The sequence below is a fragment of the Polynucleobacter sp. Tro8-14-1 genome (assembly GCF_018881655.1).
Taxonomy (GTDB): domain Bacteria; phylum Pseudomonadota; class Gammaproteobacteria; order Burkholderiales; family Burkholderiaceae; genus Polynucleobacter.
Genome location: NZ_JACVPX010000003.1, coordinates 149,883 through 174,941 on the forward strand (window position 1 = coordinate 149,883; position 25,059 = coordinate 174,941).

Genomic DNA, 25,059 nt, shown 5'->3' on the forward strand with positions numbered 1-25,059 from the left:
AACCACTGCCTGCATTGATTAGAGGATGTTTCATGTTGGTGCAAATTCAAATAATCACCAAAACAGAGCGCCTGCACCAAAATAAAGCGTCATCAAATTAAGAATTGCACTAAGAATAGGAATTTATGCCATTACAAAGGGGATACTACAGAACGATATGAGAGAAATTGCAGTTAGAGGATTTATAAACGAGAAATTTAATACCACCTTCGGTAAAGGCTTATTTAGAAGAGCGATGTTTAATGGCTCAGTAGAGCTAGGTAGCCCAAATCAAAAATACCTAGTGGATTACTTTGAATATAGCAATTGGGAAAATACTGCCAAAACAGATGAGCAGATGGCAACTGTTCGAAAACTCAGCGAGGCTGGTATTGCAGGTCAAGCTGGAGTTTTAATGTCTTGGATCCAACATTACGATCCACTCACTAAGACAAAGCAAGGTGTTGGCGGATTTAGCATCTACTCCCCAGAAACCAAGGAGCTGCATGTAGAGATTGAAGATCAAGCAAACAACACCAAGGATTCCTGGACGCTAGATGTACATCTTTGTAAAAGTACTGGCGTTAATAAGCCAGTGTTTATAGCAACCAATGTGGATTTGAACTAATTGACGCTTTGAATTTGTACAAAATTCGCCTCAAAAAAGCCCTATACGCAAAGATCTATTAGCTTCGCAATAATGAGTAGCTGGAATTACTAAAAACAGCGTATAGCGCGAATTTGAGCTACTAGCAGTAATTCGTGGGATTTTCGCCACGATCCGCACTAAATACAAGCATTGATTCGTCAATAAAAACGATTAAGAAAATATACATTTTCTTAATCGAATTATTTTTGTTTTACTAAGTCATTGATTCTTGGAAGATCTTTTGACTGCAACCCGAACTTGAGCCTCGGTTGTCCTTTTGGAAATAAGAAAACACACTCTATATGTAATTTTATTTATCAAAGGAAAACCCATAAATGGCACAAGCAAAAACCCTTACCCAAGCAGAGCTCGATCAAATACTGCGTTATGTCTCCACTAAGAAATATCCGCAGCGTGACAGAGCTATCATTCTCACCAGTTTTTGGTCGGGACTTCGCGTTGCAGAAATTGCATCGCTTAAGATGGGCGATGTTCTCAATATTGATGGCAGTATCAAAAATGAAATCCGTTTGTCTGCAGCTCAAACGAAAGGCGGTCAACCGAGAACCGTATTTCTTCCTAAGAAACTACAAGACGAATTATTGGCCTATGTCGGCACTAGACATGCCAAGATGCCAGAGATCCCTTTTTTCCATACAGCAAACAGACTGGGATTTTCTGCCAACGGCTTATGCGTATGGTTTTATTGGAACTACAAACACTCTGGCATTTCTGGGGCAACGAGCCATTCAGGCAGAAGAACCTTTATTACGAATTTAGCCAATAAAGGTATTTCAGTAAGAGTTTTGGCTAGTTTGGCAGGCCATAAATCCATTGCCGTTACCCAAAAATACATTGACGTAAATGACGATATGAAACGCAATGCAGTAGAGCTCATTTAAGTTTGTCGGTTTAACCGACAAACTAGTGTCTCTTTAAGTGACGCTGGTAATGTCAAATCACCACAAATCAAGCACTTTTCAGCCCAAGCGTTACTTTAAGTAACGGTGTGAAACTGCTTATTGGCTGCTGAGCTTATCTAGAATGAGTTGCGCTAGCGCCTTCTCGTCACCAAAAAAGGCTAACTCCATTGCTTGATACATTTGGGACTGGTTTAGATCGGAATAATTGAGCCTAAACCCAGCCTCGCTAGCTAACTGAGCAATAAACACTCGCTGCACCCGTCCATTGCCATCCCGAAATGGATGCAAGACATTAATCTCAGAAAGATAGTGGGCTAACTTCTGTGCAACTTGCTTGATATCTTGATTTTGGAATAAATGCTCTTTAGCTAAATTACTGAATAAAGTTTTAGCGGCTGAATCAATCATGCGGATATTTGCAAAACGGCTATTTTCACGGCTTATATCTACAGTCCGAATCTTTCCAGCCCAATCATAGACATCTTGAAAAAGAGCATAGTGAATTGCTTGTAAATGCGCTAAATCAAAATTACCTTGAATTGGCTCTAAATCTAAAGCCACTAAACGCGAAGCAGTCATATCAGACTCAAACGCCTCAAGCTCATTTTGATCCCTAAAGCCCAATTTGTTTTGCAATACCGGAGAACCCGGATAGCAATAGACACTATCCGCGTCGTAGCGCGACATAGCGTTCTTTAGTCTCTGCAATGATTTGATCGATTGTTTTTGATCCACCAATAAAGGCATCAAAATCTTTCATCAACTCATTGCTAGGCTTCATACCCTCTACCCGCAAAGAACCCAAGGCATTGTCAACAATGTCTTTTCGGTTTAAGGTAGTTTGATTATTTTTCATAAGGGCTGTTTTATCTATATTACGGTATTTTAAGGGGTGCTTCCAGAAAATTAAACCCTTCATTAAGACCTGCCAGCAAATAGGGCGTAGGTTGTAGCGTCGGGTAAAACCGACACCAAATGGTCATCCCCTCACCCATCTCTACCCCGCCAATCTCTCCGCACTGAGCATTGGGGTTAGTTTGCTGTAATGACGCTCAATCATCCCTACGCTGGCTCCCATTTGCTTTGCTAGCGTATGAATATCAACTCCTTCTTCTAATCTAAATGTGGCATAGGTATGGCGAAGGCTATACAAGGTCCTGTTTTTACCAGCAGCATACTTAAACAAGCCTGATTCAACCATGAGTCGCTCAAACACGCTATCTAGACTATGGGGTGCATCACCCGCAGGAAATACGAATACCTTACGATCCAACTTAGCTTCAATCACAGCATCGAGGTTCTTATAAGGCAAAGCCTGCCAAGTAATTAGTCGCTCTAAGGCCTCAATCACAAAATGTCTTGCAATCAGATACCTAGGCCCAGTCTTACCTGACACCCAGATCCGTAAATAGCGTTTTTCACCAATCCAGTGCCACTGCAATGATTTCCAGCGGATTGGCATGCTTTCGGTTCCCTGCCGTATCCCTGTACCTAGCAAGAACTCTACATAGACTCGGCAAAGTCTACGCATATGATTACTGCGTTGATTGCGGCCAAAACGCTCCCAGTCCCGCATGTATTCCAATAAGTATTCGATCTCTTGGTGGCTAAAGGCTGGCCTAACCTGCGCAGCACCACCGGTTATTTCTAATAAGGGGATATTGCGGTGTTGTGAAATAAGCCCTTGTGCTCTAGCCCGCTCAAGCACCCGCTTATAAAGACCAGCATGACGCCTTTGAGTATAGGTCTTGGGATTCTTGCCCATCTTAGATATGCGCCACGCTACATAGTCATCCACTAGCTCTTGAGTAATGTCATTGATCTGGTAGTTACCAAAGAATGGGATCAAGTACTTGGTGTAGATGTGTATGTAATCAACATGAGTGCGCTTATTGGGATTGGCTTGGACTACTCGGGCAGCCATAGCCAACTCTTGCGTGGCTAGTTGACGAAAGGTACGGGTCTTAATGGCTAGATCGCTTGCTAGCTTGACCTTGACTGTTTCATAGATAGCAATGGCTTGGGTTGTGGCTTCGGCCACCTGATCTAATCCTGTACTAGCGGAATGCCAGGCGCCAGTTGATAACTTAAAGCGGCATTGCCACTGGTGACTCGTAGGCCTCTTATAGAGGGTGATGGCACCATCAAGGAGTTTGATGGGCTCATCATCAGTGATAACGGTAGAAAATAAGAGCGATAAATTATTCATTACAAGCGTCTTGTTACGCGACACTTGCTAGCTTAATTTCAGATTAGGGTTTGGGCGACCTGAATTATTTAGAGTCGGTTAAACCGACACTACAGCGTCAGGGCCGCGATGGACTGTTGTTAATCACAAAGCAGCTATCACCCTACTTGCTAATGGCTAGCTCAAGTCGACCCATAGCAGACTATCGAGACAACAAAAAACCCGCCTAAGCGGGTTGATTGTTTAACAGCAGGTGGTTTGTATTAGAAACCAACTGTATATGTTGCCATTACAGTAGTACTTGCTGTAGCTTGATACGCTTCTTGTCTGTAAATACCAGTTACACCTAAACGCTGATTCTTCTCAACATCGTAAGATGCGCCAAGCATTGCTGTTGGACGGGTTTTTACAGGATTAGGGTTGAAGTTCACTGGAGTTAAACCAGTTAAGCCAGTTGCATTGTATGAACCATTAGCAGTGTTAGTGTCAGTTTCTACACCAGCACTAGCAAACAACGTGGTTTGTGGAATGCCTTTGTAGCTTGCGCCTACGCCAGCTAATGCTGTTGTGGCATTGGTGTTGAGTGCTGAGTAGGTTAATGGCGTTGTTACAGAAGTAGAAGTTGCTTCTGTGTAACCGCCCATATTGTTCTGTGTATAACGAATACCAACATATGGTGAAACAATAACTTGGTCAGCAACACCAAAACCATACTTAGCAGTCACTTGTGCGCCTTGACTGTTCAATGTGGAGCCACCAGAACCTGCTTCGGATGCGGTAGCACCAGTGCCAACTACTGAACGATTCATCGTAGTGTTCTTTTGACCATAAGCAATAGTTGCTTTAACTTCGGTACCTGTGCCATCTAAATTTTCATTCCAAGCAGCAAATAAACCAAGTAATGGTGTGTTGTTGCCCAAGTTCACAGTAGAGCCAGCATTGTTAACCGATAAGTTCTGGTCAGCATAAGCACCAACACGAACATTTGCCATTGCACGATAAGCGGCAATCAGTAATGCACTGGTGTTGTTCAAGCCATTAGCGGCAGACACGGCAGTATTGCGACCACCCGCTGATACGCAAATATCATTCTCACCAAAAACATTACAGTCATAAGAGAAGCTATTGGCTAAGACTGAGTTTTGTAATGTGTAAGTGCCTTGCAATGCTTGGACGGTGTTTTGTACGGAGACTTGGGTATTGGCTACAGATGGCCCAACTGGAAGAGGTACATAGCTAGAAATGTAAGCATAATAGGCGTTCTGAGAACTGCCCGGCCCAGGTATCGCGTTAGTACTTCCGTTCACCCAAAAAGTAACGGTGCCGTTGCCTGTTGAGGAGGTCAGAAATAAAACGCTTGGGAGGGTGGTGCTTGCTGTGCCATTCCAAGTTCCCAGTCTATATTGAACTTGTTGCGCAAATTGGGTTGCAAGCGATGGCTGGCCGTACCAAGGTTGGGTCGTTAATGTGTAGGCGGGGTTTGCAAGGCTGGTGGAGAGGGGCTGTAGAGCCGTCTTACCAACCGTATAGTTAATACCACCAACAGTGACGTCAACCGTTTGCGCTTGAATATTTACTGCAAATACACTTCCAACAACTAATGCTGAAGTGATGGCGATATTTTTAATATTAAGTAATTTCATAATTCTTTACAGGTGGGTTATGTAAATCAGCTCTAGAGCTAATTTTTAGCAACCCGTATTTTACCTGCTCACCAAGTAGGTGCATAAGGTTTCATAAGCAATTACCTCGAATACAACGCTTTCATGGAGTTAAATGAGTAAAGTCGGCTTTTGGCCGTTCTCTGCCACCCAGGCACCGCCAATTACCCTGTTTTTAGCATCCACAAGCCACCGTATAAGAGCCACCTGACCGTCACTTAACAGGACACCGCACCGTCGGGTTAAACCGACACCACAAGCTCAGCCCCTAAATTTCATCAAAATTACCCAGTCGTAGGGTCGCACATAGCCCTAAGGATCGCCTACGCTAGACTCAAGGCCTCTCTAACGTCCAAAAGCCCGAGGCATTATCCACCCCACAATCAAGCCAATTAACCAGCCTGAAACAAGCCTAGAATGACAATAAATGGTAGATAAGTGGCCTGCCCAGCACGATTCGAACGTGCGACCTACGCCTTAGAAGCTTTAAAAATGAGCTAAAACAATAGCAGAAACAATGACTTAAGCCTTAATAGATCAGGTGTGGCATACACACCGAGATCTGTGGAATCGTGTGGAACTGACTATGTGGTGTGTGGCATCCGCAGGCTGGGGGTCGGTTTAACCGACACTAAATCAGGCGAACCCACAGCAAGCCTTGGCAAACCATTTTTACTATGCCTCTCGTCCCCACGAACAGGGAAATTTATAAAGCACAAAGATCGGCAAAACCACTGCATTTTGGCGTGATTTTGCACATTAGCTATTTTGATGGGGCTTAGCGTAAATCAGGTGGGGGATGCAATCTCGAGCGGCGCAAAAAACTACGCGGCTAGATATTTGCACGAGCAGCTGAAATCTGCTGTTGGGCTCGTTTAATCTTTTGTCGATTACGCTCTGCCTTTAATGCCTTACTAGCAGTGTCTTTCTGATTTTGTAAGCTAGCCACCCTAGCCTGCTCGGGTGTTTGCGGCGGCTTAGCTTTAATTGAAGAAATAACCTCATCAATCATTTGATGCCCCCTGCTTTCATGGGTGACGAGTGATGGTTGACTAGCTAGGCTATCCATCCCAAATTGATATTGCAAAATTAATCTAGCGTGAATTGGATTTGTGGCAAAAACAGCCGTATTTACTAACTGACCCTTGATCCTTACATAGGCTTGATATTTATTCATGCAAGTATTTAGCCAGTCTTATTTTGACTGACTAAAACTAAAGGCGCCTAATGCGCCTTTAGAGTGAAATGGGTATCAGTAATTGAGCTACTCATGCGTAATCAAACCATCACTAGTAATCTCTATAAAACGATGGTCCTCAAATGCTTTCGCAACAGCAGATAAGTTCGCTTGCAACAGATTCTCTAAATTGCGATTGGATATATTGCCAGTAGAAATTAACAGTAAAGCAGGTTCGCCGTTTAACAAAAAAGCCTGTACAAAGTCATCGTCTTTGGTGACTACAACTCGAGCTTCTTTAATAGCGCAAGCAATGACATCTTTATCTGGAGTTGCATTTTTGAGAGGTAGATCAGAGGTATGAATAGCATCATGTCCTTGAGCCTCCAACCAACCAACAAATCGCTTTGGCAGTTGGGCGTCTACTAAAAACTTCATGCCACCAAACGCTCAAATCGTTTAACATGACTTAATCTTGCAGCATAGGCAAGAGACGCCAAAATATCTTCTTTGTTAAGGTCTGGATAGTCAGCCAAAATCTCTTCGGTACTCATGCCGCTAGCCAGCCACTCTAAAACATTTTCTACGGGGTAACGCAAGCCGCGAATACAGGGCTTGCCATGGCAAATAACCGGATCAACAGTGATTAAATTAGCCATTTGAATCTCCTTTCGCATCATAATTTGGCTTGTTAAAGCATGGGTAGATTTTATACTGCTAGACCAAAAATTAGCATCTTTTCTTTAGAGCAATACTGCTATTGCTCTAAAGACCCCTTATAGCTGCCTCTTAAAGCCACTGCCAAGACTAGAGCTCGCTAACTCAATCTGGGGATCTAAATCCCCTGCTTCCACAGCAACCTTAACTGTTTCTAGCGCCTTAATTAAGTCCTCGGCACTATCAACTTGAATACTGGGCTTGCCTTTGGCCAATTCAATTGTGCAAGCTCCATATCTAATGGAAACACAGACCTTCCCTTCTTCAGTCTGAAACCACCACGGCTTAATACGTTTTGGAACTTCTACTTGCTTACGAATCCCTGTCTCCTTATCTTTAATGCTGCGAAACTTCATTAGTACAAAAGGGGTTCCCGACATCTGCCCTTTAGCCAACTGGATCTGCTCCCATAATCGACTTGAAAGTTTATTCCTTCGAATCACAATCGCTGGTTGATGAACCGGCTTCTTGAGAGCCACTAGTTTTAATGCGGTCAATGCGCTCATATTCCCTCCTATAAATGAAAGAGTCATTTCAATTTATTTTCGAAATATTGGATTGGACAACCTCTTTTTTATTTTGGCTAATTTTGAGCCAGAAATTAATGGGTTTTCTTAACAAAAGCTAAATACTTTTGCGAGTTGCTGTGTTTCAAAGTACGGTCGCAAATAGATAAAGAAGTTACTGGTAGTGAGTTACTAGTTACTCGAGTGGCAAATGAGTAGCTCTGACTAGCAACACGACTTAGTGACTATCTCTTTGAGATCTGCAACTGAACTTAAAGCAACATCTTTTTGGATCTACTCCTCTAGCAACCAAGCTACGAAAGCAACAGCTCGCAACGAGAACTCAATCAATTTTAAAAAAGGAGAACGATATGAGAGAAATTGCAGTTAGAGGATTTATAAACGAGAAATTTAATACCACCTTCGGTAAAGGCTTATTTAGAAGAGCGATGTTTAATGGCTCAGTAGAGCTAGGTAGCCCAAATCAAAAATACCTAGTGGATTACTTTGAATATAGCAATTGGGAAAATACTGCCAAAACAGATGAGCAGATGGCAACTGTTCGAAAACTCAGCGAGGCTGGCATTGCAGAACAAGCTGGTGTTTTAATGTCTTGGATCCAACATTACGATCCACTCACTAAGACAAAGCAAGGTGTTGGCGGATTTAGCATCTACTCCCCAGAAACCAAGGAGCTGCATGTAGAGATTGAAGATCAAGCAAACAACACCAAGGATTCCTGGACGCTAGATGTACATCTTTGTAAAAGTACTGGCGTTAATAAGCCAGTGTTTATAGCAACCAATGTGGATTTGAACTAATTGACGCTTTGAATTTGTACAAAATTCGCCTCAAAAAAGCCCTATACGCAAAGATCTATTAGCTTCGCAATAATGAGTAGCTGGAATTACTAAAAACAGCGTATAGCGCGAATTTGAGGTGTTACTCGAGGATCGCTGGTTTAAGTCCGTTTAGCTGTTGTCTAAATTCCACGAAAAGAAGCGATTTTTTATAAATACTACATAAAGAACAGGTTAAGAAAATTGTACTTTTCTTAACCTGCCTTGTAAGTCATTGATTCTTGGAAGATATTTTTTGATGGCCAAATAAACAAATTTCGGTCGACCTTTTAAGACTTAGAAAACATACTAAATACACACTTTTTATTTATCTAAGGAGAATTAAATGGCACAAGCAAAAACACTATCTCAAACAGAACTAGATCTAGTTCTTAATTACGTCAGCACCAAAAAATATGCCTTGCGCGATAGAGCGTTAATACTTACAAGCTTTCTTGGTGGCCTTCGCGTTGCCGAAATTGCCAGCTTGAAAATGGGCGATGTATTAAATCTCGATGGCACTATTAAAAATGAAATCCGCCTATCGGCCTCACAAACCAAGGGTAAGCACCCTAGGACTGTATTCGTCTCACAGCGTTTACAGGCGGAATTGGCCAACTACTTAACAACAAGATACATAAAAGAAGCTGATATTCCCCTCTTTCATACAGATCATCGTTTGAGATTTAGTGCTAATGGCTTATGTGTGTGGTTCTATCAGCTCTATAAGAATGTGGGTATTAGCGGTGGCAGCAGCCATTCAGGAAGAAAATTCTTTATTACTACCCTCGCTAATAAAGGGATTGGTGTTCGAATCTTAGCCAGTCTAGCTGGTCACAGATCAATTGCAGTGACTCAGAGATATATCGATGTCAATGATGAGCAAAAGAGGAATGCTGTCGAGCTAATTTAAATGGCAGTCGGGTAAAACCGACTCTAACAGGCATGCCTAGTCAATTGCGATACTCGATCTTTTGCGCAGTCAAACTCGTGATTACCTAATGAAAATAATCGGCTAGCAAAATTTTCATCTTCAAAATTAAAGCGGGTTTGAAAGCTTTTACCTAATTCTTGTTGTGGGAATATACCAAGTGCAGCCTGCTCTGAGATATTTAAAGCGCTTTCCTTGTGCCTCATGACCATTAAGGTCATATGGCGCCGCATGTGATCATCCCCACTTTTGTGCCTTGCTGCCAATGGGTCTAACCTCCCGATAAAGCGATCTACTAGCATTGCCATTGCCCCAGCCCTCCAGAGCTCAGTATCGGGATTTAAAGCCATGGTGTAGATTAGGAGCAAATCTTTCCACATATTCTTTAATTTAGCGCCTTTAAGTACTTGACTATGAATTTGCTTGATTTGAGTATTTGGCCAAATTTGCGATAAAGCATTAACCAGTTGGGATATTGATGGGGGGTCTTGATCGCTACAAAGCTTTAGCAATACGTCGTCATCACAAACAAAAAACCTGTCTTTGCCTTTAATAATTTCAATTACTGGAGGAGACGAATCCATCAGCTGCTTCTTATGACCTTCAAACCAAGTCGTAAATGGACAATCTAAGACACAACCGTACTTGGAGTAACAATCTAAGATCTTACGATTATCAAGACTCATTTTCTTAGTTAATCGTTTTGGTCTCACATACTTGCTAGCGGCGGTATAGCTAGGACTTATACGTAAAAAGTTAAAGAAAAGCCTCGCCATCTCCTGATGACAGTCTTGCTGCTCCGCACAAAGTTTTCCGCCCATGCGGATATCTCCAGCCTAAATTTACCTACTTTTTTTAATTCTAAATTTTGTATGTATTCACTACAGGGATGGTGAAGTGAAATCAGATTGTGAATGGAATTCACCATCACATTTTTAACAATTTCAGGAGAAAATCCATGAGTGAAACTACTGTAGTCGAATCAGGCGTTAGCGCCCCTAACGCTGAAAAAACGAATGCCAACCCTTTTGCAGTGGGAATTGGCAATTTATTAACAGGCAGCAATCCAGAAAAAGCCATCGGCGACTCTATTGATCGCCTAGTTGAATATCGCAAAAACTGGGAAAGTAATGAGCTTTCTAGTGCAAATGATGTCTTGTATGGAATCTTGCGGCATTGTTACGCCTTAAACAACACAATGCAAGGCTCAGACAGTATTGCCAAAAGCCTTAAAAAAGGTCTAGCGAACTACATCAAGACCCATGAATACAAGTTCAGCGACAGCTCGCCACTAATCACTAAGATCGTGAAATGTGTATTTGGTGTTGATCGTCGTAGGGTTAATGCCTATAGCACAGCTATGAAGGCAGCAATGGCTGAGAGAGTGAGCGTACTTGATCTACCAAAATATTTCCGTGAAAAAGGTGGCGTTGAGGAAGTTAGACGCTCTACTACTAGCAAAGGCAAATCGATTGCTCAGAAGGTGGAATTAGGACGTACTGTACTCAATGGCGAAATACTAGCGAAGGTACAAAGTGATTCTCTTAATGCCTCATTCTCAAATGAGCAGCTAGAGGAAGGTGTTGTGTTGCTGGCAACACGAGAAGATGATGGCAGTTTTGCAATCCGCAGAGTCATCCAAAGTGGAACAGCAGTTAAATCAGCGTTAGCAGCTTGCTCCAGTGTCGGCGCTGAAAAAGAAAAAGCACAGAAACTAGCTGATGAGGCTAAAGCAATTGAAGATGAGCGTTTAGCCGCCCAATCTAAATTAAAAGCTGCTTGAGCTTGTTGTTCTACATATGATTGCTGGCATTTACCTTCCAAGATAAATCCAGCAATCATTTCATTATTTTAAGGAGATTGCGATGCATAACCCTAGACCACCCTCTATTGTCATACAAGCACCCGGATGTTTAGATGATTTTGCTTTACAACCTAATAGTCGATTTAAGCTTGAGTCCATACTTGATTTAAGTCTGCATATTCCAGCTAACGGTATTTGTGGGATTGTTCTATATGGTTTATACGGAACTGGTAAAACTACTCTGGCCAACTTATTGCCAGGCTTAATTGAAACGGCCAAAGTCAATCCTGCTTGTGCAGCATTGAATGCTGGATCTATCATTGATACAGAAGATCCTAATTCAGATTATTTTGCCTGCGCACAAGGTCAGAACGGCGCTCAATTAACTCAATCGATTCAAAATAGAACCACTTATATGTCATTTAATAGTAGTGGTCTACATTACATCATCATGGATGAGGTTGATGTCTTAACCCCAGCAGCGCAAGCAGGCTTCAAATCAATCATGAATCGTAAAGACGTCATATTCATCATGACTAGCAATAACTTAGATCAAATTGATAAAGGCCTTCAGAATCGATCAATTTTGATTGATATGAATGTTCCACCAATTAATGATTGGCGACCAATTTTGCGTCGTGTTTATGAAAATGCAGGTCTACCAGCACCGCCTGATGATGTATTAGATCAAGTGGTTCAGGCTGGTAGAGGATCAGCTCGAAGCATTTTTTCAGATATCGTGATGAGCGTTAACCAAGAGGTGAGAGAAAAGCATGAGACTCACTTAATTACCCTTAAAGCATGCAGTTAAGTGATATGTAGCGTCGGGTAAAACCGACACTACATGATTGCCCCTGCCAATCTTTCCGCACTCATCATTGGTGTTAATTTTGAATAATGACGCTCAATCATCCCTACGCTGGTTCCCATTTGCTTTGCTAGCGTATGAATATCAACTCCTTCTTCTAATCTAAATGTGGCATAGGTATGGCGAAGGCTATACAAGGTCCTGTTTTTACCAGCAGCATACTTAAACAAGCCTGATTCAACCATGAGTCGCTCAAACACGCTATCTAGACTATGGGGTGCATCACCCGCAGGAAATACGAATACCTTACGATCCAACTTGGCTTCAATGACAGCATCGAGATTGGCATAAGGCAAAGCTTGCCACTTGATTAGTCGCTCTAAACTATCAATAACAAAGTGACGGGCAATCAAATATCTCGGCCCCGTCTTGCCCGATACCCAGACTCTTAAGTACCGCTTTTCACCTATCCAATGCCACTGTAGGCTACGCCAGCGAATTGGCATGCTCTCTGTTCCCTGCCGTATTCCCGTTCCTAGCAAAAACTCTACATAGACCCGGCAAAGTCTGCGCATATGATTACTGCGTTGATTGCGGCCAAAACGCTCCCAGTCCCGCATGTATTCCAATAAGTATTCGATCTCTTGGTGGCTAAAGGCTGGCCTAACCTGCGCAGCACCACCGGTTATTTCTAATAAGGGGATATTGCGGTGTTGTGTAATAAGCCCTTGTGATCTAGCTCGTTCAATCACTCGCTTATAAAGACCAGCATGACGCCTTTGGGTATAGGTCTTGGGATTCTTGCCCATCCGAGATATGCGCCACGCTACATAGTCATCCACTAGCTCTTGGGTAATGTCATTGACCTGGTAGCCACCAAAGAATGGGATCAAGTACTTGGTGTAGATGTGAATGTAGTCCGCATGGGTGCGTTTATTGGGATTGGCCTGGACTACTCGGGCAGCTGCAGCTAGTTCTTGCGTGGCTAATTGCCGAAAAGTCTTGGTCTTAATGGCTAGATCACTGGCTAGCTTGACCTTGACTGTTTCATAGATAGCAATGGCTTGGGTTGTGGCTTCGGCCACCTGATCTAAGCCAGTACTTGCGGAATGCCAAGCACCAGTAGATAACTTAAAACGGCATTGCCATTGGTGACTCGTGGGTCTTTTATAGAGGGTGATGGCACCATCAAGGAGTTTGATTGGCTCTTCAGCGATAGTAGAAGCAAACAACAGGGATATATTATTCATTACAAGCGTCTCGTTACATGACACTTGTAGCTTAATTTCAGATTTACGTTTGGGCGACCTGAATTATTTACTGTCGGTTAAACCGACACTACAGCGACAGGGCCGCGATGGACTGTTGTTAATCACAAAGCAGACCTTAGCCTAAATTGAGCATGGCAGTCAGAGTTTGACCCAAGGGAGACCTTGGAGGACAAGTCCAGTAACTCATCCCCCTAGTGTGTTACTACCTTGACCGATCCATCCACATATAGTTCTGCTGCATCATTTGGTTCATCATGTTCTGCTGCATACCCATGTATTGATCCATCATGTATTGGCGTTGCTTTAACTGCTCAGGTGTTAATTTAGAGTAATAGGGGCCCACACCATTCCAACCCATCATGTGTCCACCCATCATGCCGCCGTTACCACCACAACAACCCATCATTCCCGAACCCCACATGCCTTGCATCATATTCATGTTGCCCTGCATTGTGCTCCAGTGAGCCTGCATCAGCTTTTGCCTTTCTTGCGGATCTTGAGTTGCACGGATCTGATCCATCTGCTGTTGCATCTTTTTAAAGTTCTCTTGAATTTGAGCGGCTTGCTTATCAAACTCCGCTACATCAACATTTTTTTGTTGTGTCTGTGAGGCTTTAGTGCCCGCCCCTGCTGTTTGCGCCAAAACGGGCGCACTTAGTAAAACACCTAAACTTAAAATCGCAACCCATCCTAGCTTTTTCATTTTAGTACTCCTTGAGTTAACTGCTTGATATGAACTAACACCTAGCTTCTTAATAACCGCAATCCATTTGCCACTACTAGCAAGCTCGCACCCATATCCGCAAATACCGCCATCCACATCGTGGCTTGCCCTGTAAAGGTAAGCACAAGGAAAATAGCTTTAATGCCAAGAGCAAGAACAATGTTTTGAGTCAGAATTAGAGCGGTTGATTTGGATAGCCGAATAAAGGTAGCAATCTTGCGTAAATCATCATCCATTAGCGCAACATCAGCAGTCTCTATCGCAGTATCGGTTCCAGCCGCACCCATCGCAAATCCAATACTTGCTCTTGCTAAAGCGGGGGCATCATTAATGCCATCTCCAACCATGCCTACCTTTACATTGGGATCCTTTTTTAGGCGACTGTCAATTATTTTGAGCTTATCTTCAGGCAATAAATTACCCATAATCTCATCGACACCCACCTGTTTACCTATTGCCTTAGCGGTGTGCTGATTGTCACCAGTGAGCATGATGGTAGTCACGCCTAATTGGTGAAGCTCATCAATAGCCTGCTTGCTTGTTTCTCTAACAGTATCGGCCACCGCAATAATGGCTAAAACCTCTGTTTGGTTGGTAAGCAATACGGCCGTTTTGCCTTGCTGCTCTAGTGGTAATAAACGATTCTCAATATCATCAGAGCACAAACCCAATTCTTCAATCAGTCGATGATTGCCAAGGTAATACAAATTACCCTCAATAACGCCTTTGACACCGCGACCCAGAATCGCCTCAAAGCTATCTACAGTCTTTAAATCATTCTTTTGCTCTTGATTAGCATGGGCAATTGCTAGAGATACGGGATGATCAGATCGCGCTGCAAGACTAATGGCAATTTCGTGAATATGCTTGTCATTGCTACTTAATGCAAAAAAGTCCGTTTGTGCAGGCTTCCCGTAGGTTAGTGTCCCTGTCTTATCTACTGCTAAGACCTTCATGCTCCGTCCTGCTTCTAAAAAAGCGCCTCCTTTAATTAAGATGCCTTTTCTTGCAGCGGCTGCTAAGCCACTCACAATCGTTACTGGTGTTGAGATCACCAAAGCACAAGGGCAGGCAATCACTAACATGACTAATGCTTTATAGATCCACTCTTGCCATGACTGCGCTATTAACAATGGAGGCAAAACAGCGACTAACACCGCAAGCAAAAAAACAGCTGGCGTATAGATCTTGGCGAATTGATCAACAAAACGCTGGGTGGGCGCACGACTTCCTTGCGCTGCTTCAACTGCATGAATAATTCGAGCTAGCGTTGAATGAGTCGCTTCTGCAGTAACTTTGTATTCGAACGATCCTGTCTGATTGATCGTTCCTGCAAATACCTCATCGCCAACTATCTTATCGACGGGTAGGCTCTCACCCGTGATTGGCGCTTGATTTACTGCCGAGTTACCACTTATTAATATGCCGTCTAAAGCTATTCGCTCTCCAGGACGCACTCGAACTAAAGCACCTAAAGCGATAGCCTTTACATCCGTTAGCACCCAAGAGCCATCGGCTTGCTGAACGGTTGCGGTTTCAGGGGTGAGGTCTAATAAGCCACGAATCGCATTACGAGCACGATCTAATGACTTGGCTTCAATTACTTCAGCTAGAGTAAATAAGAACATCACCATGGCGGCTTCTGGCCAACTTCCAATCGCCATCGCGCCTGTGACTGCAATTGACATTAAGGCATTGATATTGAGATTGCCATTCTTTAATGCAATCCAGCCCTTTTTATAGGTGGTCAGGCCACCTGAAGCAATTGAGGCGATTACTAGAGCAATGACAATCCACTGATTACCAAGTTGCAGCAATTCCATGATTTCAGCCAAGGTTGCAGTGATACCTGCAACAGCCAATGGCCACCAATTTTTTTTAGGTATAGGCTCAATCGAGCTGTCCTTTGTAGAAGTCTGACCACTTTGTAGCACCGCCTGCATTCCAATTGAACCCAAAGCGGACTCGATAGCGTCAAGTGAGTTGAGATTGTGACCAACCGTGAGTATCCTTTGCATTAAGTTAAAGTCCAGCGACTCAATGCCGCTTACACTAACTAGCTTTTTGCGAATAAGCGCCTCTTCAGTTGGGCAGTCCATATTTTCAATGCGATAGATGGCCTTATTCTTGCTCCGTATCTCAGAAGCCTTTGTCACAGGGGTTGATGTAGAACAACTACAGGAGGTATTGCATTCGCTCATAGCGGAAACCTAAATGATGAAGACATAGAACATTTAACACCCTATAGTAACTATAGAGTCAAGGGATTAGAATAAAAATGTAAAAACTTGGAGGTCAAATGAGAATTGGTGAACTAGCAACAGCCACAGGCACTCAAGTGGAAACTATTCGGTTTTATGAGCAAGAGGGTTTGTTAGCAAAACCGGCTCGATCTGAGGGTAACTTCCGAATCTACGGGGATCAGCACCTGCAACGCCTTACATTTATTCGCCACTGCCGCTCGCTGGACATGACCTTAAGTGAAATTCGTCAATTACTTCGCTTAAAAGATTTGCCCGATGAAAACTGTGATGCAGTAAATGAATTGCTTGATGCCCATATTGAAGGTGTAAGCAATCGAATTAATGAGCTACGCCAACTTGAGCGACAATTAAAGCTGCTCAGAAAACAATGTCATGCGAATCAGGACTCAGCACACTGCGGGATCTTAAATAAATTATCGCTACCCGTGAAGTAAAAAAGAGGTGACACTACCGCCTCTTATTGGCCGTTCTCTGCCACCCAATCTGCCCTATTTCCGATTTTTCAATGTCCGCATAACCCCTGATAAAAGCCACCTGACCGTCACGCAACAAGACACCTCTGTGTCCTGTCTAACTGACGCCACAGGCTCAGCCCCTAAATTTCATTAAAGTCGCAGAGTCGCTAATAGTCACACAGGATCCGCCACGCTAGACCTAAGGTCACTCTCTAACACCGGCCAAGCTCTGGCCATGATTGAGCCAATTGAGCACAATTAACCAGCCTGAAACAAGCCTAGAATGACAATAAATGGTAGATAAGTGGCCTGCCCAGCACGATTCGAACGTGCGACCTACGCCTTAGAAGGGCGTTGCTCTATCCAGCTGAGCTATGGGCAGTTATATGCTGGGTATATTTAGAACAATAAGGGAAAGTGGTCGGAGTACAAGGATTCGAACCTTGGACCCCCTGCTCCCAAAGCAGGTGCGCTACCAGGCTGCGCTACACTCCGACGGAACCGATATTCTACACCGAGAGAGCCATTCGAGGCAAATCCTGTAAGATTCGTCCCATGATTGCCTATTTTTCAAGCAAATTTACAAAGCAAATTCATGCCGCGCTTACAGCGGCATTGCTAGTATTTTGCTTGCTTGGCACCCACTGGATAGGCCTCTCACATAGCATTTCTCATGCCGGCTTCCAAAATCAAGTCTTTGAAGCTAATACCTCTAACAATATTGATAAGAGTTTCAAGCACAGCTCTGATACCTGTCATTTATTTGACGCACTTTCACTTGCAGGATTTGTACCAAGCAATCACATTGAAGCTGCAGTTATTTTGATCAGCGCTTCAAATCTACAGAATTCAAGCAATCCTTCGTTACGAAGTTTGGCTGGTAACTCTTACCACTCACGCGCTCCACCCACTTTCATTCTTTAAAACAAGGCGCTCTATTGCGCACCTCCGTTTTAATTCCTCACCATGTATTGGTGAATCTGGATGAATATGAATTATCGTTTTAAACAATTTTCTTGTACCCACCTAATAGCGCTGGCCTGTATTTTGCTAATGAATCCTGCTTGGTCTCAAAACCAAGCAGAGGCTTTGCCTCAACTAGATGTCACAGGAGCGCGAGAAGGTGGCCAAGGATTCCTCTCGCCCAATAAAGTATTGGCTGGAGATGAGCTTCAAAATAAACTTTCCGGAACGCTAGGAGCAACACTTGCCAATGAGTTGGGAATATCTGCAACTGGTTATGGTGCGGGCGCCTCTAGACCCGTCATACGAGGATTAGACGGTGCACGAGTACAGATTCTGCAAAATGGTTTGGCTGCTGGGGATGTCTCCAGTATCTCTGCAGATCATGCGGTTGCTAGTCCCATGCAAAATACCCATCAAATTGAGATATTACGGGGTGCAGCAGCACTGCAGTATGGCTCAGGTTCTAGTGGTGGACTGGTAAACGTTGTGAATGATCGCATTGTCACCTCAATGCCCGATGCAGTATCTGGCGCACTCAATACTAGCTACGAAACAGTGAATCAAGGCAAGACTGCCAATATTGAATTAGATGCGCCTGCCGGACCTTTAGCACTCCATTTCGATTCGTCGATTAGTAATTCTAATAACTATCGCATCCCAGGATTTGCAGAACAAGGCGGGCCAAATGCCAATTGGTCTATCAACCCCGGTCAGCCAGTGAATATTCCTTATAGCGGCAAGTTACCCTTTTCTTTCAGCAATGAAAATAGCATGGGCCTAGGCGGGAGTTACGTTCGCTCGGATGGATACACTGGCATCTCTTTAGAGCGTTTGAATCATAACTACGGAATTCCTACTGCAGAAGGTGGCTTTATTCAGCAGTCGCAGAATCGTTACGATTTTGCTCACCAAACCAATGATCCGTTTGATGGCTTTAGCTCGGTCAAAATTAGTGCCGCCAATACCAATTACCAACACACCGAATTTACTAACAATGGGGTTGCCTCCACACAATGGAACAACACTGCCACTGAAGCTAGGCTAGAGTTGGCACACAAAGAATTGCTGGGGTCTAAGGGCATATTAGGCGCACAAATTGCCGGGTCAACTCTGAATGCCACGGATTTATCTACGAATAATTACGCCATTGTTCCGCAGACAAAATCAAATGCAAGTGCCCTATTCTTGGTAGAAGAAGGCCGATACGGCCCTTTAAAAACAAGTCTTGGGGCTCGCTATAGCTACACCACCCAAAACCCCAATTCCGGGACTCAGTTTCCAAGCGCAAGCAGTCAGGAATTTGTCCCGACATCTTATGGTCCTCCATCACTACAGAGTAGACAATTTAATTTAATGTCCTATTCAGCCGGTGGAATGTTCGATATTGTCAAAGGTTACGGCCTAGGTCTTGCCTACACAATTTCCCAAAGAGCGCCTTCTGCACAAGAGCTTTACTCCTATGGGCCGCATGATTCAACCGCAACATTCGATATCGGCAATGCAAACCTAAGCACAGAAACATCACATAATTTAGAACTGAGTTTTCAGAAAAGCTTGGGAGTAATCCGTAGCAAAGCTAGTATTTACAGGAACCAATTTAGTAACTACATCTATGGCTACTACACTGGCGCCTATAGCCAAGCCAATGAAAACTTTTCAGTAGTTCAAGCCTCTCAAGCAAATGCCTCTATTCAAGGTGCAGAAGCAGAGCTTAGTTATAACTGGAATGAAACCGGCGTGGGGGGCAGATTGTTTGGTGATGTATCACAAGGAACATTTACCGCGGGAGGAAATCTTCCGCTACAACCGGCACCACGTCTAGGCAGTGAATTGGCATATCAACGTAACGGCTGGTTAACAAGCGCCACCTATATTTACAGCTATCAACAAAATAAATTAGCCAGCTGGGAAATTGGTCCTGCACCGAGTTACAACCTAGTGAATGCCAATCTTTCCTATACAGAACGAATTGGAAAGGTCAATTGGACGGGTTATCTGATTCTAAAGAACCTACTGAATGAAGAGATTCGCTACGCTACATCACCCATGGCAGTAAGACTATATGCGCCACAACCAGGAAGAAGTTTGATGGTTGGCGTTAGGGCTGCTTTTTAGGAAGTTGGAACAAGGTCAGCAATACTCTTGGCAGCGCTCAAGGCGGTGTCGCCATTCTGAGTTTCCACCATTACTCGCAATAATGGCTCTGTACCTGAGGCGCGTATCAGAACCCTACCAATATTTTGAAGTTCAGCCTCAACCTTCGTAATTTGATTTATGAGCTTCTCGTCACTCTTCCAGTCGTAACCGGGTTTAAATTTAATATTCAATAGTACCTGTGGAAATACTTTGACGGAATCCAATAGTTGCGCAAGATTTTTTTTATTTTGACTCATTGCCGCTAACACTTGAAGTGCCGCAATTGTGCCGTCACCTGTAGAGTGCTGGTCCAAGCAAAGCAAGTGACCCGAACCTTCGCCACCAATAATCCAACCATTTTGTTTGAGTAATTCCAAAACATAGCGATCGCCCACATTGGCGCGCTCAAAACCGATGCCCAGGTCTTTAATAGCGTTTTCAACTGCAAGATTAGTCATTAATGTGCCCACAGCACCACCAATCTGCTGGCCACGATCCAAACGATCTTTTGCCAGCACATACAAAAGCTCATCGCCATTAAATAAACGACCAGAAGCATCAACCATTTGCAGGCGATCAGCATCTCCATCTAGAGCAATACCTAGATCCGCTTTTACTTCTTTAACTTTAGCAATTAAGGCTGCTGGTGCCGTTGCTCCGCAACCATCATTGATATTGCGACCATCCGGGCTCACGCCGATGGAAATGACTTCAGCACCTAGCTCATGAAAAACATGTGGAGCTGTGTGATAGGCAGCTCCATTGGCGCAATCTACCACAAGCTTTAACCCCTTCAGATTTAGCTCGCCTGGAAATGTTGATTTACAAAACTCAATATAGCGTCCTGCAGCATCATCTAGGCGAAAGGCTTTACCAAGCTCTTTTGAATTTACACAACCCATAGGTTTTTCTAATTCAGCTTCAATGGCAAGCTCAAACTCATCAGACAACTTATCGCCTTTAGCAGAGAAGAACTTGATGCCGTTATCTTGATAAGGGTTATGAGAAGCAGAAATCACTAAGCCAGCAGACAAACGTAATGCCTTAGTGAGGTATGCAACGCCAGGGGTTGGAATGGGGCCGCAGAGCATAACGTCAACCCCGGCAGCAGCAAACCCAGCCTCTAATGCAGCTTCCAACAAATATCCTGATACGCGCGTGTCTTTACCTATGAGAATTTTGCAGCGTTCACCCGGCTTGGCTTCACGTGTTAATACTTTGCCGGCAGCATAGCCAAGGCGTGTCATAAATTCAGGGACGATAGGAAATTGGCCTACTTCCCCTCGAATGCCATCAGTGCCAAAGTATTGTTTTTTCATGGGTTTCATTATAAAACTTAGATGCGTTACTAAGTATTTATAGCACTCCAAAGCTTTAGGGCATCAACAGTCTCGGGAACATCATGAACCCGGACAATTTGAGCGCCACGATCGGCGGCCATAATTGCTGCGGCAATGCTTGGGGCAAGTCGCTTGTTGGTATCTTTACCGGTAATTTTGCCAATCATCGATTTACGTGAAATTCCTGCCAATACGGGAAAGCCTAATGTCGAGAAGTCAGCAAAGTGTGCCAGCATATTGAGGTTATGTTCCAAGCTCTTACCAAAACCAAATCCTGGATCAATAGCAATACGGTCACTGCTGATGCCTTTCGAAATTAAAAGCTTCGCTCTATGATTTAGAAACTGCTTGACCTCGGCAATGACGTCCTGATATTCAGGGTTAAATTGCATTGTTAGGGGGTCGCGTTGCATGTGCATTAATACAATGCCGCAGTGATGACTGCCCATCACAGCCTCTAAAGCCCCCGCTTGCCTGAGGGCCCAAATATCATTTACACAATCTACACCAGCATGCAACGCTTGGCGCATTGTGTCTGCTTTGTAGGTATCTATTGATAAAGGCACACCGCAATCCTTCAGTGCCTCAATAACCGGAAGCACTCTATCCAACTCTTCTTGCAACTCAACTGGTTCAGCACCAGGACGGGTTGATTCCCCGCCAATATCAATGAGATCAACCCCGTTTTCGATCATTAACTCCGCTTGTGCAATAGCATCTTTAGCGCTTCTGAATTTACCACCATCAAAAAAAGAATCCGGCGTTGCATTCAGAATGCCCATCACAATCGGGCGCTTGCGTTTGGAGAAATCAAAGAGAAAACGCCCACAACGCCAAGTTGTGGGCATCTCTTGAAGGCTTTGATAATGCATCAAAGACTACAGCTAAATAGTGTAATTAAGCGGTAGCTGGAGCGCTGCCAGTAGCAGGGCCAGGAGTACCAGCGGAATTACCAAACTGAGTTGCTGGAGGTGGCTTAGGTGCACGTGGTGGGCGACCTTCCATGATGTCATTGATTTGCTCTGCATCAATAGTTTCCCATTCCAGTAAAGCTGCAACCATCGCTTCAACCTTATCTCGGTTTTGTTCCAAGATCGATCTAGCTAAAGCATACTGACTATCAATCAACGTACGTATTTCAGCATCTACCTTTTGTTGGGTTAGTTCAGAAACTGTTTTGGTGCTGTTGCGACCAAAAATACTTTCTGATTCGGTATCAACATAAACCATGGTGCCCAAGCTATCACTCATGCCATAACGAGTCACCATATCACGAGCCATTTTCGTAGCGCGTTCAAAATCATTGGAAGCGCCAGTACTTGAAGAATGCAAGAACAACTCTTCTGCAGCACGACCACCAAACAAAATAGCCAGCTCTTCCATCATGCGATCTTTATACAAGTTCACACGATCAAACTCAGGTAGCTGCCAAGTCACACCCAACGCCATACCTCGCGGCATGATGGTAACTTTATGAACAGGGTCAGCCTTAGGTAAAACCTTAGCTACAACAGCATGGCCAGACTCGTGATATGCGGTGTTGCGACGCTCTTCTTCGCGCATAACAGCTGACTTGCGCTCAGGCCCCATATAAATTTTATCTTTAGCGTCTTCAAAGTCTTTCATATCTACTGCACGCTTATTTCGACGTGCCGCAAACAATGCAGATTCATTTACCAAGTTCGCCAAATCTGCTCCTGAGAAACCAGGAGTGCCGCGAGCCAAAACAGCAGCATTAACGTCAGGATCGATTGGAACCTTACGCATATGCACTTGCAAAATTTGCTCACGACCACGGATGTCTGGCAAACCTACGTGCACTTGTCGATCGAAACGTCCTGGACGCAACAAAGCTTTATCAAGCACATCAGAGCGGTTTGTTGCAGCGACTACGATCACGCCACTATTACTTTCGAAACCATCCATCTCAACCAGCATTTGGTTTAGTGTTTGTTCGCGTTCATCATTGCCGCCACCCATGCCGGCACCGCGATGACGACCAACAGCGTCAATCTCATCAATAAAGATGATGCAAGGAGAATTTTTCTTGGCGTTTTCAAACATGTCACGAACACGTGATGCACCAACACCAACAAACATCTCCACGAAGTCAGAGCCTGAGATCGAGAAGAATGGCACCTTAGCCTCACCCGCGATGGCGCGAGCCAAAAGAGTCTTACCAGTACCTGGAGGCCCTACAAGCAACACACCATGCGGAATACGACCGCCGAGCTTTTGAAATTTTTGGGGATCTTTTAAGAAATCAACAATCTCAAAGACCTCCTCTTTGGCTTCATCGCAACCTGCAACGTCGGCAAAGGTAACCGTATTGCTATTCTCATCAATCAAGCGCGCTTTAGATTTGCCAAAGGAGAATGCACCGCCCTTACCGCCACCTTGCATTTGGCGCATCATGAAAAACCAAAAGCCAATAATTAATAAGGTAGGGCCAAGATAGTACAAAGCAGAAACCAACATATTCGGTTCGTCATCAGCTTTGCCGGTAACTTGAACTCCATATTTCATGAGGTCACCAACCATCCAGATATCACCTGGAGAGATGATGGAGTATTTAGTGCCGTCAGCAGGCGTCACTTGTAATGTGCGACCTTGTACATCTACGCGCTTTACTTTGCCGGCCTTAGCGTCATCCATGAATTGGGAATACGTCACCTGAGTTTGGTCCTTAGGCTTATCAAACTGTTTAAAAACAGTGAAAAGCACCAAGCCCACAATGAGCCACACGCCGATTTTTTGGAACATATTGCTGTTCAAAATGAGTCCTTTTCTGGAGTGAACCAGGAGTTAAAGCGATTTGCTTCCTAAGTATTTGATTCTACTACCACCCTTTTTCAAGAGCTAATGGCATATATATTTGATAAAACCCTATAAAAACGGGGGTATTAGCCAGTGTTTAGAGCCTATTTAGGAGGTTTAAGGTTTCTACCCAAAAGGAAGATCTCAGAAGACTTTGCTCTAGATGCTTTAGGTTTGCGGGAGGCAACCGTTTTGAAGACCTTTTTAAAGGATTCCACTATTTGGCTATAGCCACTACCGTTAAAACATTTAATTAAAAGCGCACCTTCAGGCTTCAGATGAGCGGTAGCGAAGTCTAGGGCTATCTCTGCTAAAAAAGCCATTCTGGCTGCATCAGCAACACCAACCCCAGAAAGATTTGGCGCCATGTCCGATAGAACTAAATCGACTTTGCCTTCGGCACTCTTCGGTAAAAGCGCCTCTAAAGCAGCCAGCCCCTCTTCCTCCCTAAAATCACCCTGAATAAAGCTTACGTCAGCTATATCTTCCATTGGCAAAATATCGATGGCAATAATCTGACCATCTGGCTTGCCTGACTCAATTTTGGGATTGCTTTTACCAAGCTCAGTGAGGCGATTGCGGACGTACTGAGACCAACTCCCGGGAGCGCTCCCTAAGTCCACAATAGTCATACCTGCCTTGATAAGATGATCTTGCTCGTCAATTTCACTGAGCTTATAAACCGCTCTAGCGCGGTAGCCCTCTTTTTGAGCCATCTTCACATAGGGATCGGATAGATGATCCTGCAACCAACTTTTATTAAATTTATTCTTTGCCAAAACTTACCTACTTTCGCCGTCTATTTTCCTGGTTTCTGAGCTCTAAAGCAAAAGGAATCGATCAAAATACAGGCAAATTCAAGCTAAAAGGGCAATTTAGACCCTCAATGCTCTATCATCAACAC

At 43.9% G+C, this 25,059-nt stretch carries 25 protein-coding genes and 2 tRNA genes; 9 read left to right on the forward strand and 18 right to left on the reverse strand.

Annotated features, from left to right (window positions below):
• The first annotated feature begins 157 nt into the window (after positions 1–157).
• Both ICN34_RS11495 and ICN34_RS04610 read left to right on the forward strand, forming a co-directional pair.
• Positions 158–607 (forward strand): hypothetical protein, encoded by a 450-nt coding sequence (locus tag ICN34_RS11495; RefSeq protein WP_255538573.1) that lies wholly within the window; start codon positions 158–160, stop codon positions 605–607.
• 356 nt (positions 608–963) lie between these two features.
• Positions 964–1,530 (forward strand): site-specific integrase, encoded by a 567-nt coding sequence (locus ICN34_RS04610; RefSeq protein WP_215302003.1) that lies wholly within the window; start codon positions 964–966, stop codon positions 1,528–1,530.
• Between the two features lie 117 nt (positions 1,531–1,647).
• Here the strand turns inward: ICN34_RS04610 and ICN34_RS04615 are convergent, their stop codons facing one another.
• From ICN34_RS04615 to ICN34_RS04650, 8 genes are all read right to left on the reverse strand, one after another.
• Positions 1,648–2,238, reverse strand: coding sequence for a Fic family protein (locus ICN34_RS04615; protein ID WP_215302001.1), 591 nt, complete (start codon positions 2,236–2,238; stop codon positions 1,648–1,650).
• Positions 2,216–2,407 (reverse strand): antitoxin VbhA family protein, encoded by a 192-nt coding sequence (locus ICN34_RS04620; protein ID WP_215301999.1) that lies wholly within the window; start codon positions 2,405–2,407, stop codon positions 2,216–2,218. Before ICN34_RS04620 ends, ICN34_RS04615 begins: the two co-directional genes overlap by 23 nt.
• 141 nt (positions 2,408–2,548) lie before the next feature.
• Positions 2,549–3,760, reverse strand: a complete 1,212-nt coding sequence (locus tag ICN34_RS04625; protein ID WP_216121070.1) for a tyrosine-type recombinase/integrase — start codon at positions 3,758–3,760, stop codon at positions 2,549–2,551.
• A 242-nt stretch (positions 3,761–4,002) separates the two neighbouring features.
• The gene (locus ICN34_RS04630; protein ID WP_216121072.1) at positions 4,003–5,382 is read right to left on the reverse strand and encodes an autotransporter outer membrane beta-barrel domain-containing protein; all 1,380 of its coding nucleotides are present in this window, start codon (positions 5,380–5,382) and stop codon (positions 4,003–4,005) included.
• 850 nt (positions 5,383–6,232) lie between these two features.
• Complete coding sequence (locus ICN34_RS11500) at positions 6,233–6,577, reverse strand: hypothetical protein (RefSeq protein ID WP_255538574.1); 345 nt, start codon at positions 6,575–6,577, stop codon at positions 6,233–6,235.
• An 87-nt stretch (positions 6,578–6,664) separates the two neighbouring features.
• Complete coding sequence (locus tag ICN34_RS04640; RefSeq protein ID WP_215317028.1) at positions 6,665–7,015, reverse strand: DUF5615 family PIN-like protein; 351 nt, start codon at positions 7,013–7,015, stop codon at positions 6,665–6,667.
• Positions 7,012–7,236 carry a DUF433 domain-containing protein gene (locus ICN34_RS04645; RefSeq protein WP_215317030.1) on the reverse strand — a complete coding sequence of 75 codons (225 nt, stop codon included), beginning with the start codon at positions 7,234–7,236 and terminating at the stop codon, positions 7,012–7,014. Before ICN34_RS04645 ends, ICN34_RS04640 begins: the two co-directional genes overlap by 4 nt.
• A 117-nt stretch (positions 7,237–7,353) precedes the next feature.
• Positions 7,354–7,800 carry a DUF6641 family protein gene (locus ICN34_RS04650; RefSeq protein ID WP_216121074.1) on the reverse strand — a complete coding sequence of 149 codons (447 nt, stop codon included), beginning with the start codon at positions 7,798–7,800 and terminating at the stop codon, positions 7,354–7,356.
• Positions 7,801–8,171: 371 nt separating this feature from the next.
• On the opposite strand from ICN34_RS04650, the gene ICN34_RS11505 reads away from it, so the two are divergent.
• Together ICN34_RS11505 and ICN34_RS04660 are read left to right on the forward strand one after the other, a co-directional pair.
• Positions 8,172–8,621, forward strand: coding sequence for a hypothetical protein (locus ICN34_RS11505; protein ID WP_255538575.1), 450 nt, complete (start codon positions 8,172–8,174; stop codon positions 8,619–8,621).
• Between the two features lie 364 nt (positions 8,622–8,985).
• Positions 8,986–9,552, forward strand: a complete 567-nt coding sequence (locus ICN34_RS04660; protein ID WP_216121076.1) for a site-specific integrase — start codon at positions 8,986–8,988, stop codon at positions 9,550–9,552.
• Positions 9,553–9,575: 23 nt separating this feature from the next.
• On the opposite strand, the gene ICN34_RS04665 is transcribed toward ICN34_RS04660, so the two are convergent.
• Positions 9,576–10,391: a hypothetical protein gene (locus ICN34_RS04665; RefSeq protein ID WP_216121078.1), complete on the reverse strand. Its 816-nt coding sequence runs from the start codon at positions 10,389–10,391 to the stop codon at positions 9,576–9,578.
• 137 nt (positions 10,392–10,528) lie between these two features.
• Here ICN34_RS04665 and ICN34_RS04670 point away from each other — a divergent pair, with 137 nt between their 5' ends.
• Both ICN34_RS04670 and ICN34_RS04675 read left to right on the forward strand, forming a co-directional pair.
• Positions 10,529–11,353: a hypothetical protein gene (locus tag ICN34_RS04670; RefSeq protein ID WP_216121080.1), complete on the forward strand. Its 825-nt coding sequence runs from the start codon at positions 10,529–10,531 to the stop codon at positions 11,351–11,353.
• Between the two features lie 82 nt (positions 11,354–11,435).
• Positions 11,436–12,185, forward strand: a complete 750-nt coding sequence (locus tag ICN34_RS04675) for an AAA family ATPase (RefSeq protein ID WP_216121082.1) — start codon at positions 11,436–11,438, stop codon at positions 12,183–12,185.
• A gap of 29 nt (positions 12,186–12,214) precedes the next feature.
• Here ICN34_RS04675 and ICN34_RS04680 read toward each other — a convergent pair whose 3' ends face one another.
• From ICN34_RS04680 to ICN34_RS04690, 3 genes are all read right to left on the reverse strand, one after another.
• Positions 12,215–13,432, reverse strand: coding sequence for a site-specific integrase (locus tag ICN34_RS04680; RefSeq protein ID WP_216121084.1), 1,218 nt, complete (start codon positions 13,430–13,432; stop codon positions 12,215–12,217).
• A 223-nt stretch (positions 13,433–13,655) separates the two neighbouring features.
• Positions 13,656–14,156: a hypothetical protein gene (locus tag ICN34_RS04685; protein ID WP_216121086.1), complete on the reverse strand. Its 501-nt coding sequence runs from the start codon at positions 14,154–14,156 to the stop codon at positions 13,656–13,658.
• 41 nt (positions 14,157–14,197) lie between these two features.
• Positions 14,198–16,378, reverse strand: coding sequence for a heavy metal translocating P-type ATPase (locus ICN34_RS04690; protein ID WP_215311369.1), 2,181 nt, complete (start codon positions 16,376–16,378; stop codon positions 14,198–14,200).
• 98 nt (positions 16,379–16,476) lie between these two features.
• Here ICN34_RS04690 and cadR point away from each other — a divergent pair, with 98 nt between their 5' ends.
• Positions 16,477–16,875, forward strand: coding sequence for a Cd(II)/Pb(II)-responsive transcriptional regulator (gene cadR / locus ICN34_RS04695; RefSeq protein ID WP_068949421.1), 399 nt, complete (start codon positions 16,477–16,479; stop codon positions 16,873–16,875).
• Between the two features lie 326 nt (positions 16,876–17,201).
• On the opposite strand, the gene ICN34_RS04700 is transcribed toward cadR, so the two are convergent.
• Positions 17,202–17,278, reverse strand: a tRNA-Arg gene (locus ICN34_RS04700).
• A 36-nt stretch (positions 17,279–17,314) separates the two neighbouring features.
• Positions 17,315–17,391, reverse strand: a tRNA-Pro gene (locus ICN34_RS04705).
• 60 nt (positions 17,392–17,451) lie between these two features.
• On the opposite strand from ICN34_RS04705, the gene ICN34_RS04710 reads away from it, so the two are divergent.
• Both ICN34_RS04710 and ICN34_RS04715 read left to right on the forward strand, forming a co-directional pair.
• Positions 17,452–17,820 carry a hypothetical protein gene (locus tag ICN34_RS04710; protein WP_216121088.1) on the forward strand — a complete coding sequence of 123 codons (369 nt, stop codon included), beginning with the start codon at positions 17,452–17,454 and terminating at the stop codon, positions 17,818–17,820.
• A gap of 129 nt (positions 17,821–17,949) precedes the next feature.
• Complete coding sequence (locus tag ICN34_RS04715) at positions 17,950–19,977, forward strand: TonB-dependent receptor (protein ID WP_216121090.1); 2,028 nt, start codon at positions 17,950–17,952, stop codon at positions 19,975–19,977.
• Here the strand turns inward: ICN34_RS04715 and glmM are convergent.
• The 4 genes from glmM to ICN34_RS04735 all read right to left on the reverse strand — a co-directional run bounded on the left by glmM (position 19,974) and on the right by ICN34_RS04735 (position 24,934).
• Positions 19,974–21,317 carry a phosphoglucosamine mutase gene (glmM, locus tag ICN34_RS04720; RefSeq protein WP_216121092.1) on the reverse strand — a complete coding sequence of 448 codons (1,344 nt, stop codon included), beginning with the start codon at positions 21,315–21,317 and terminating at the stop codon, positions 19,974–19,976. The two genes, ICN34_RS04715 and glmM, sit on opposite strands and share 4 nt — an antisense overlap.
• A 29-nt stretch (positions 21,318–21,346) precedes the next feature.
• Positions 21,347–22,186, reverse strand: coding sequence for a dihydropteroate synthase (gene folP, locus ICN34_RS04725; protein WP_072582565.1), 840 nt, complete (start codon positions 22,184–22,186; stop codon positions 21,347–21,349).
• A gap of 49 nt (positions 22,187–22,235) precedes the next feature.
• Positions 22,236–24,113, reverse strand: coding sequence for an ATP-dependent zinc metalloprotease FtsH (gene ftsH, locus ICN34_RS04730; RefSeq protein ID WP_072582459.1), 1,878 nt, complete (start codon positions 24,111–24,113; stop codon positions 22,236–22,238).
• A 146-nt stretch (positions 24,114–24,259) separates the two neighbouring features.
• Positions 24,260–24,934, reverse strand: coding sequence for an RlmE family RNA methyltransferase (locus tag ICN34_RS04735; RefSeq protein WP_072582460.1), 675 nt, complete (start codon positions 24,932–24,934; stop codon positions 24,260–24,262).
• Positions 24,935–25,059: the final 125 nt, after the last annotated feature.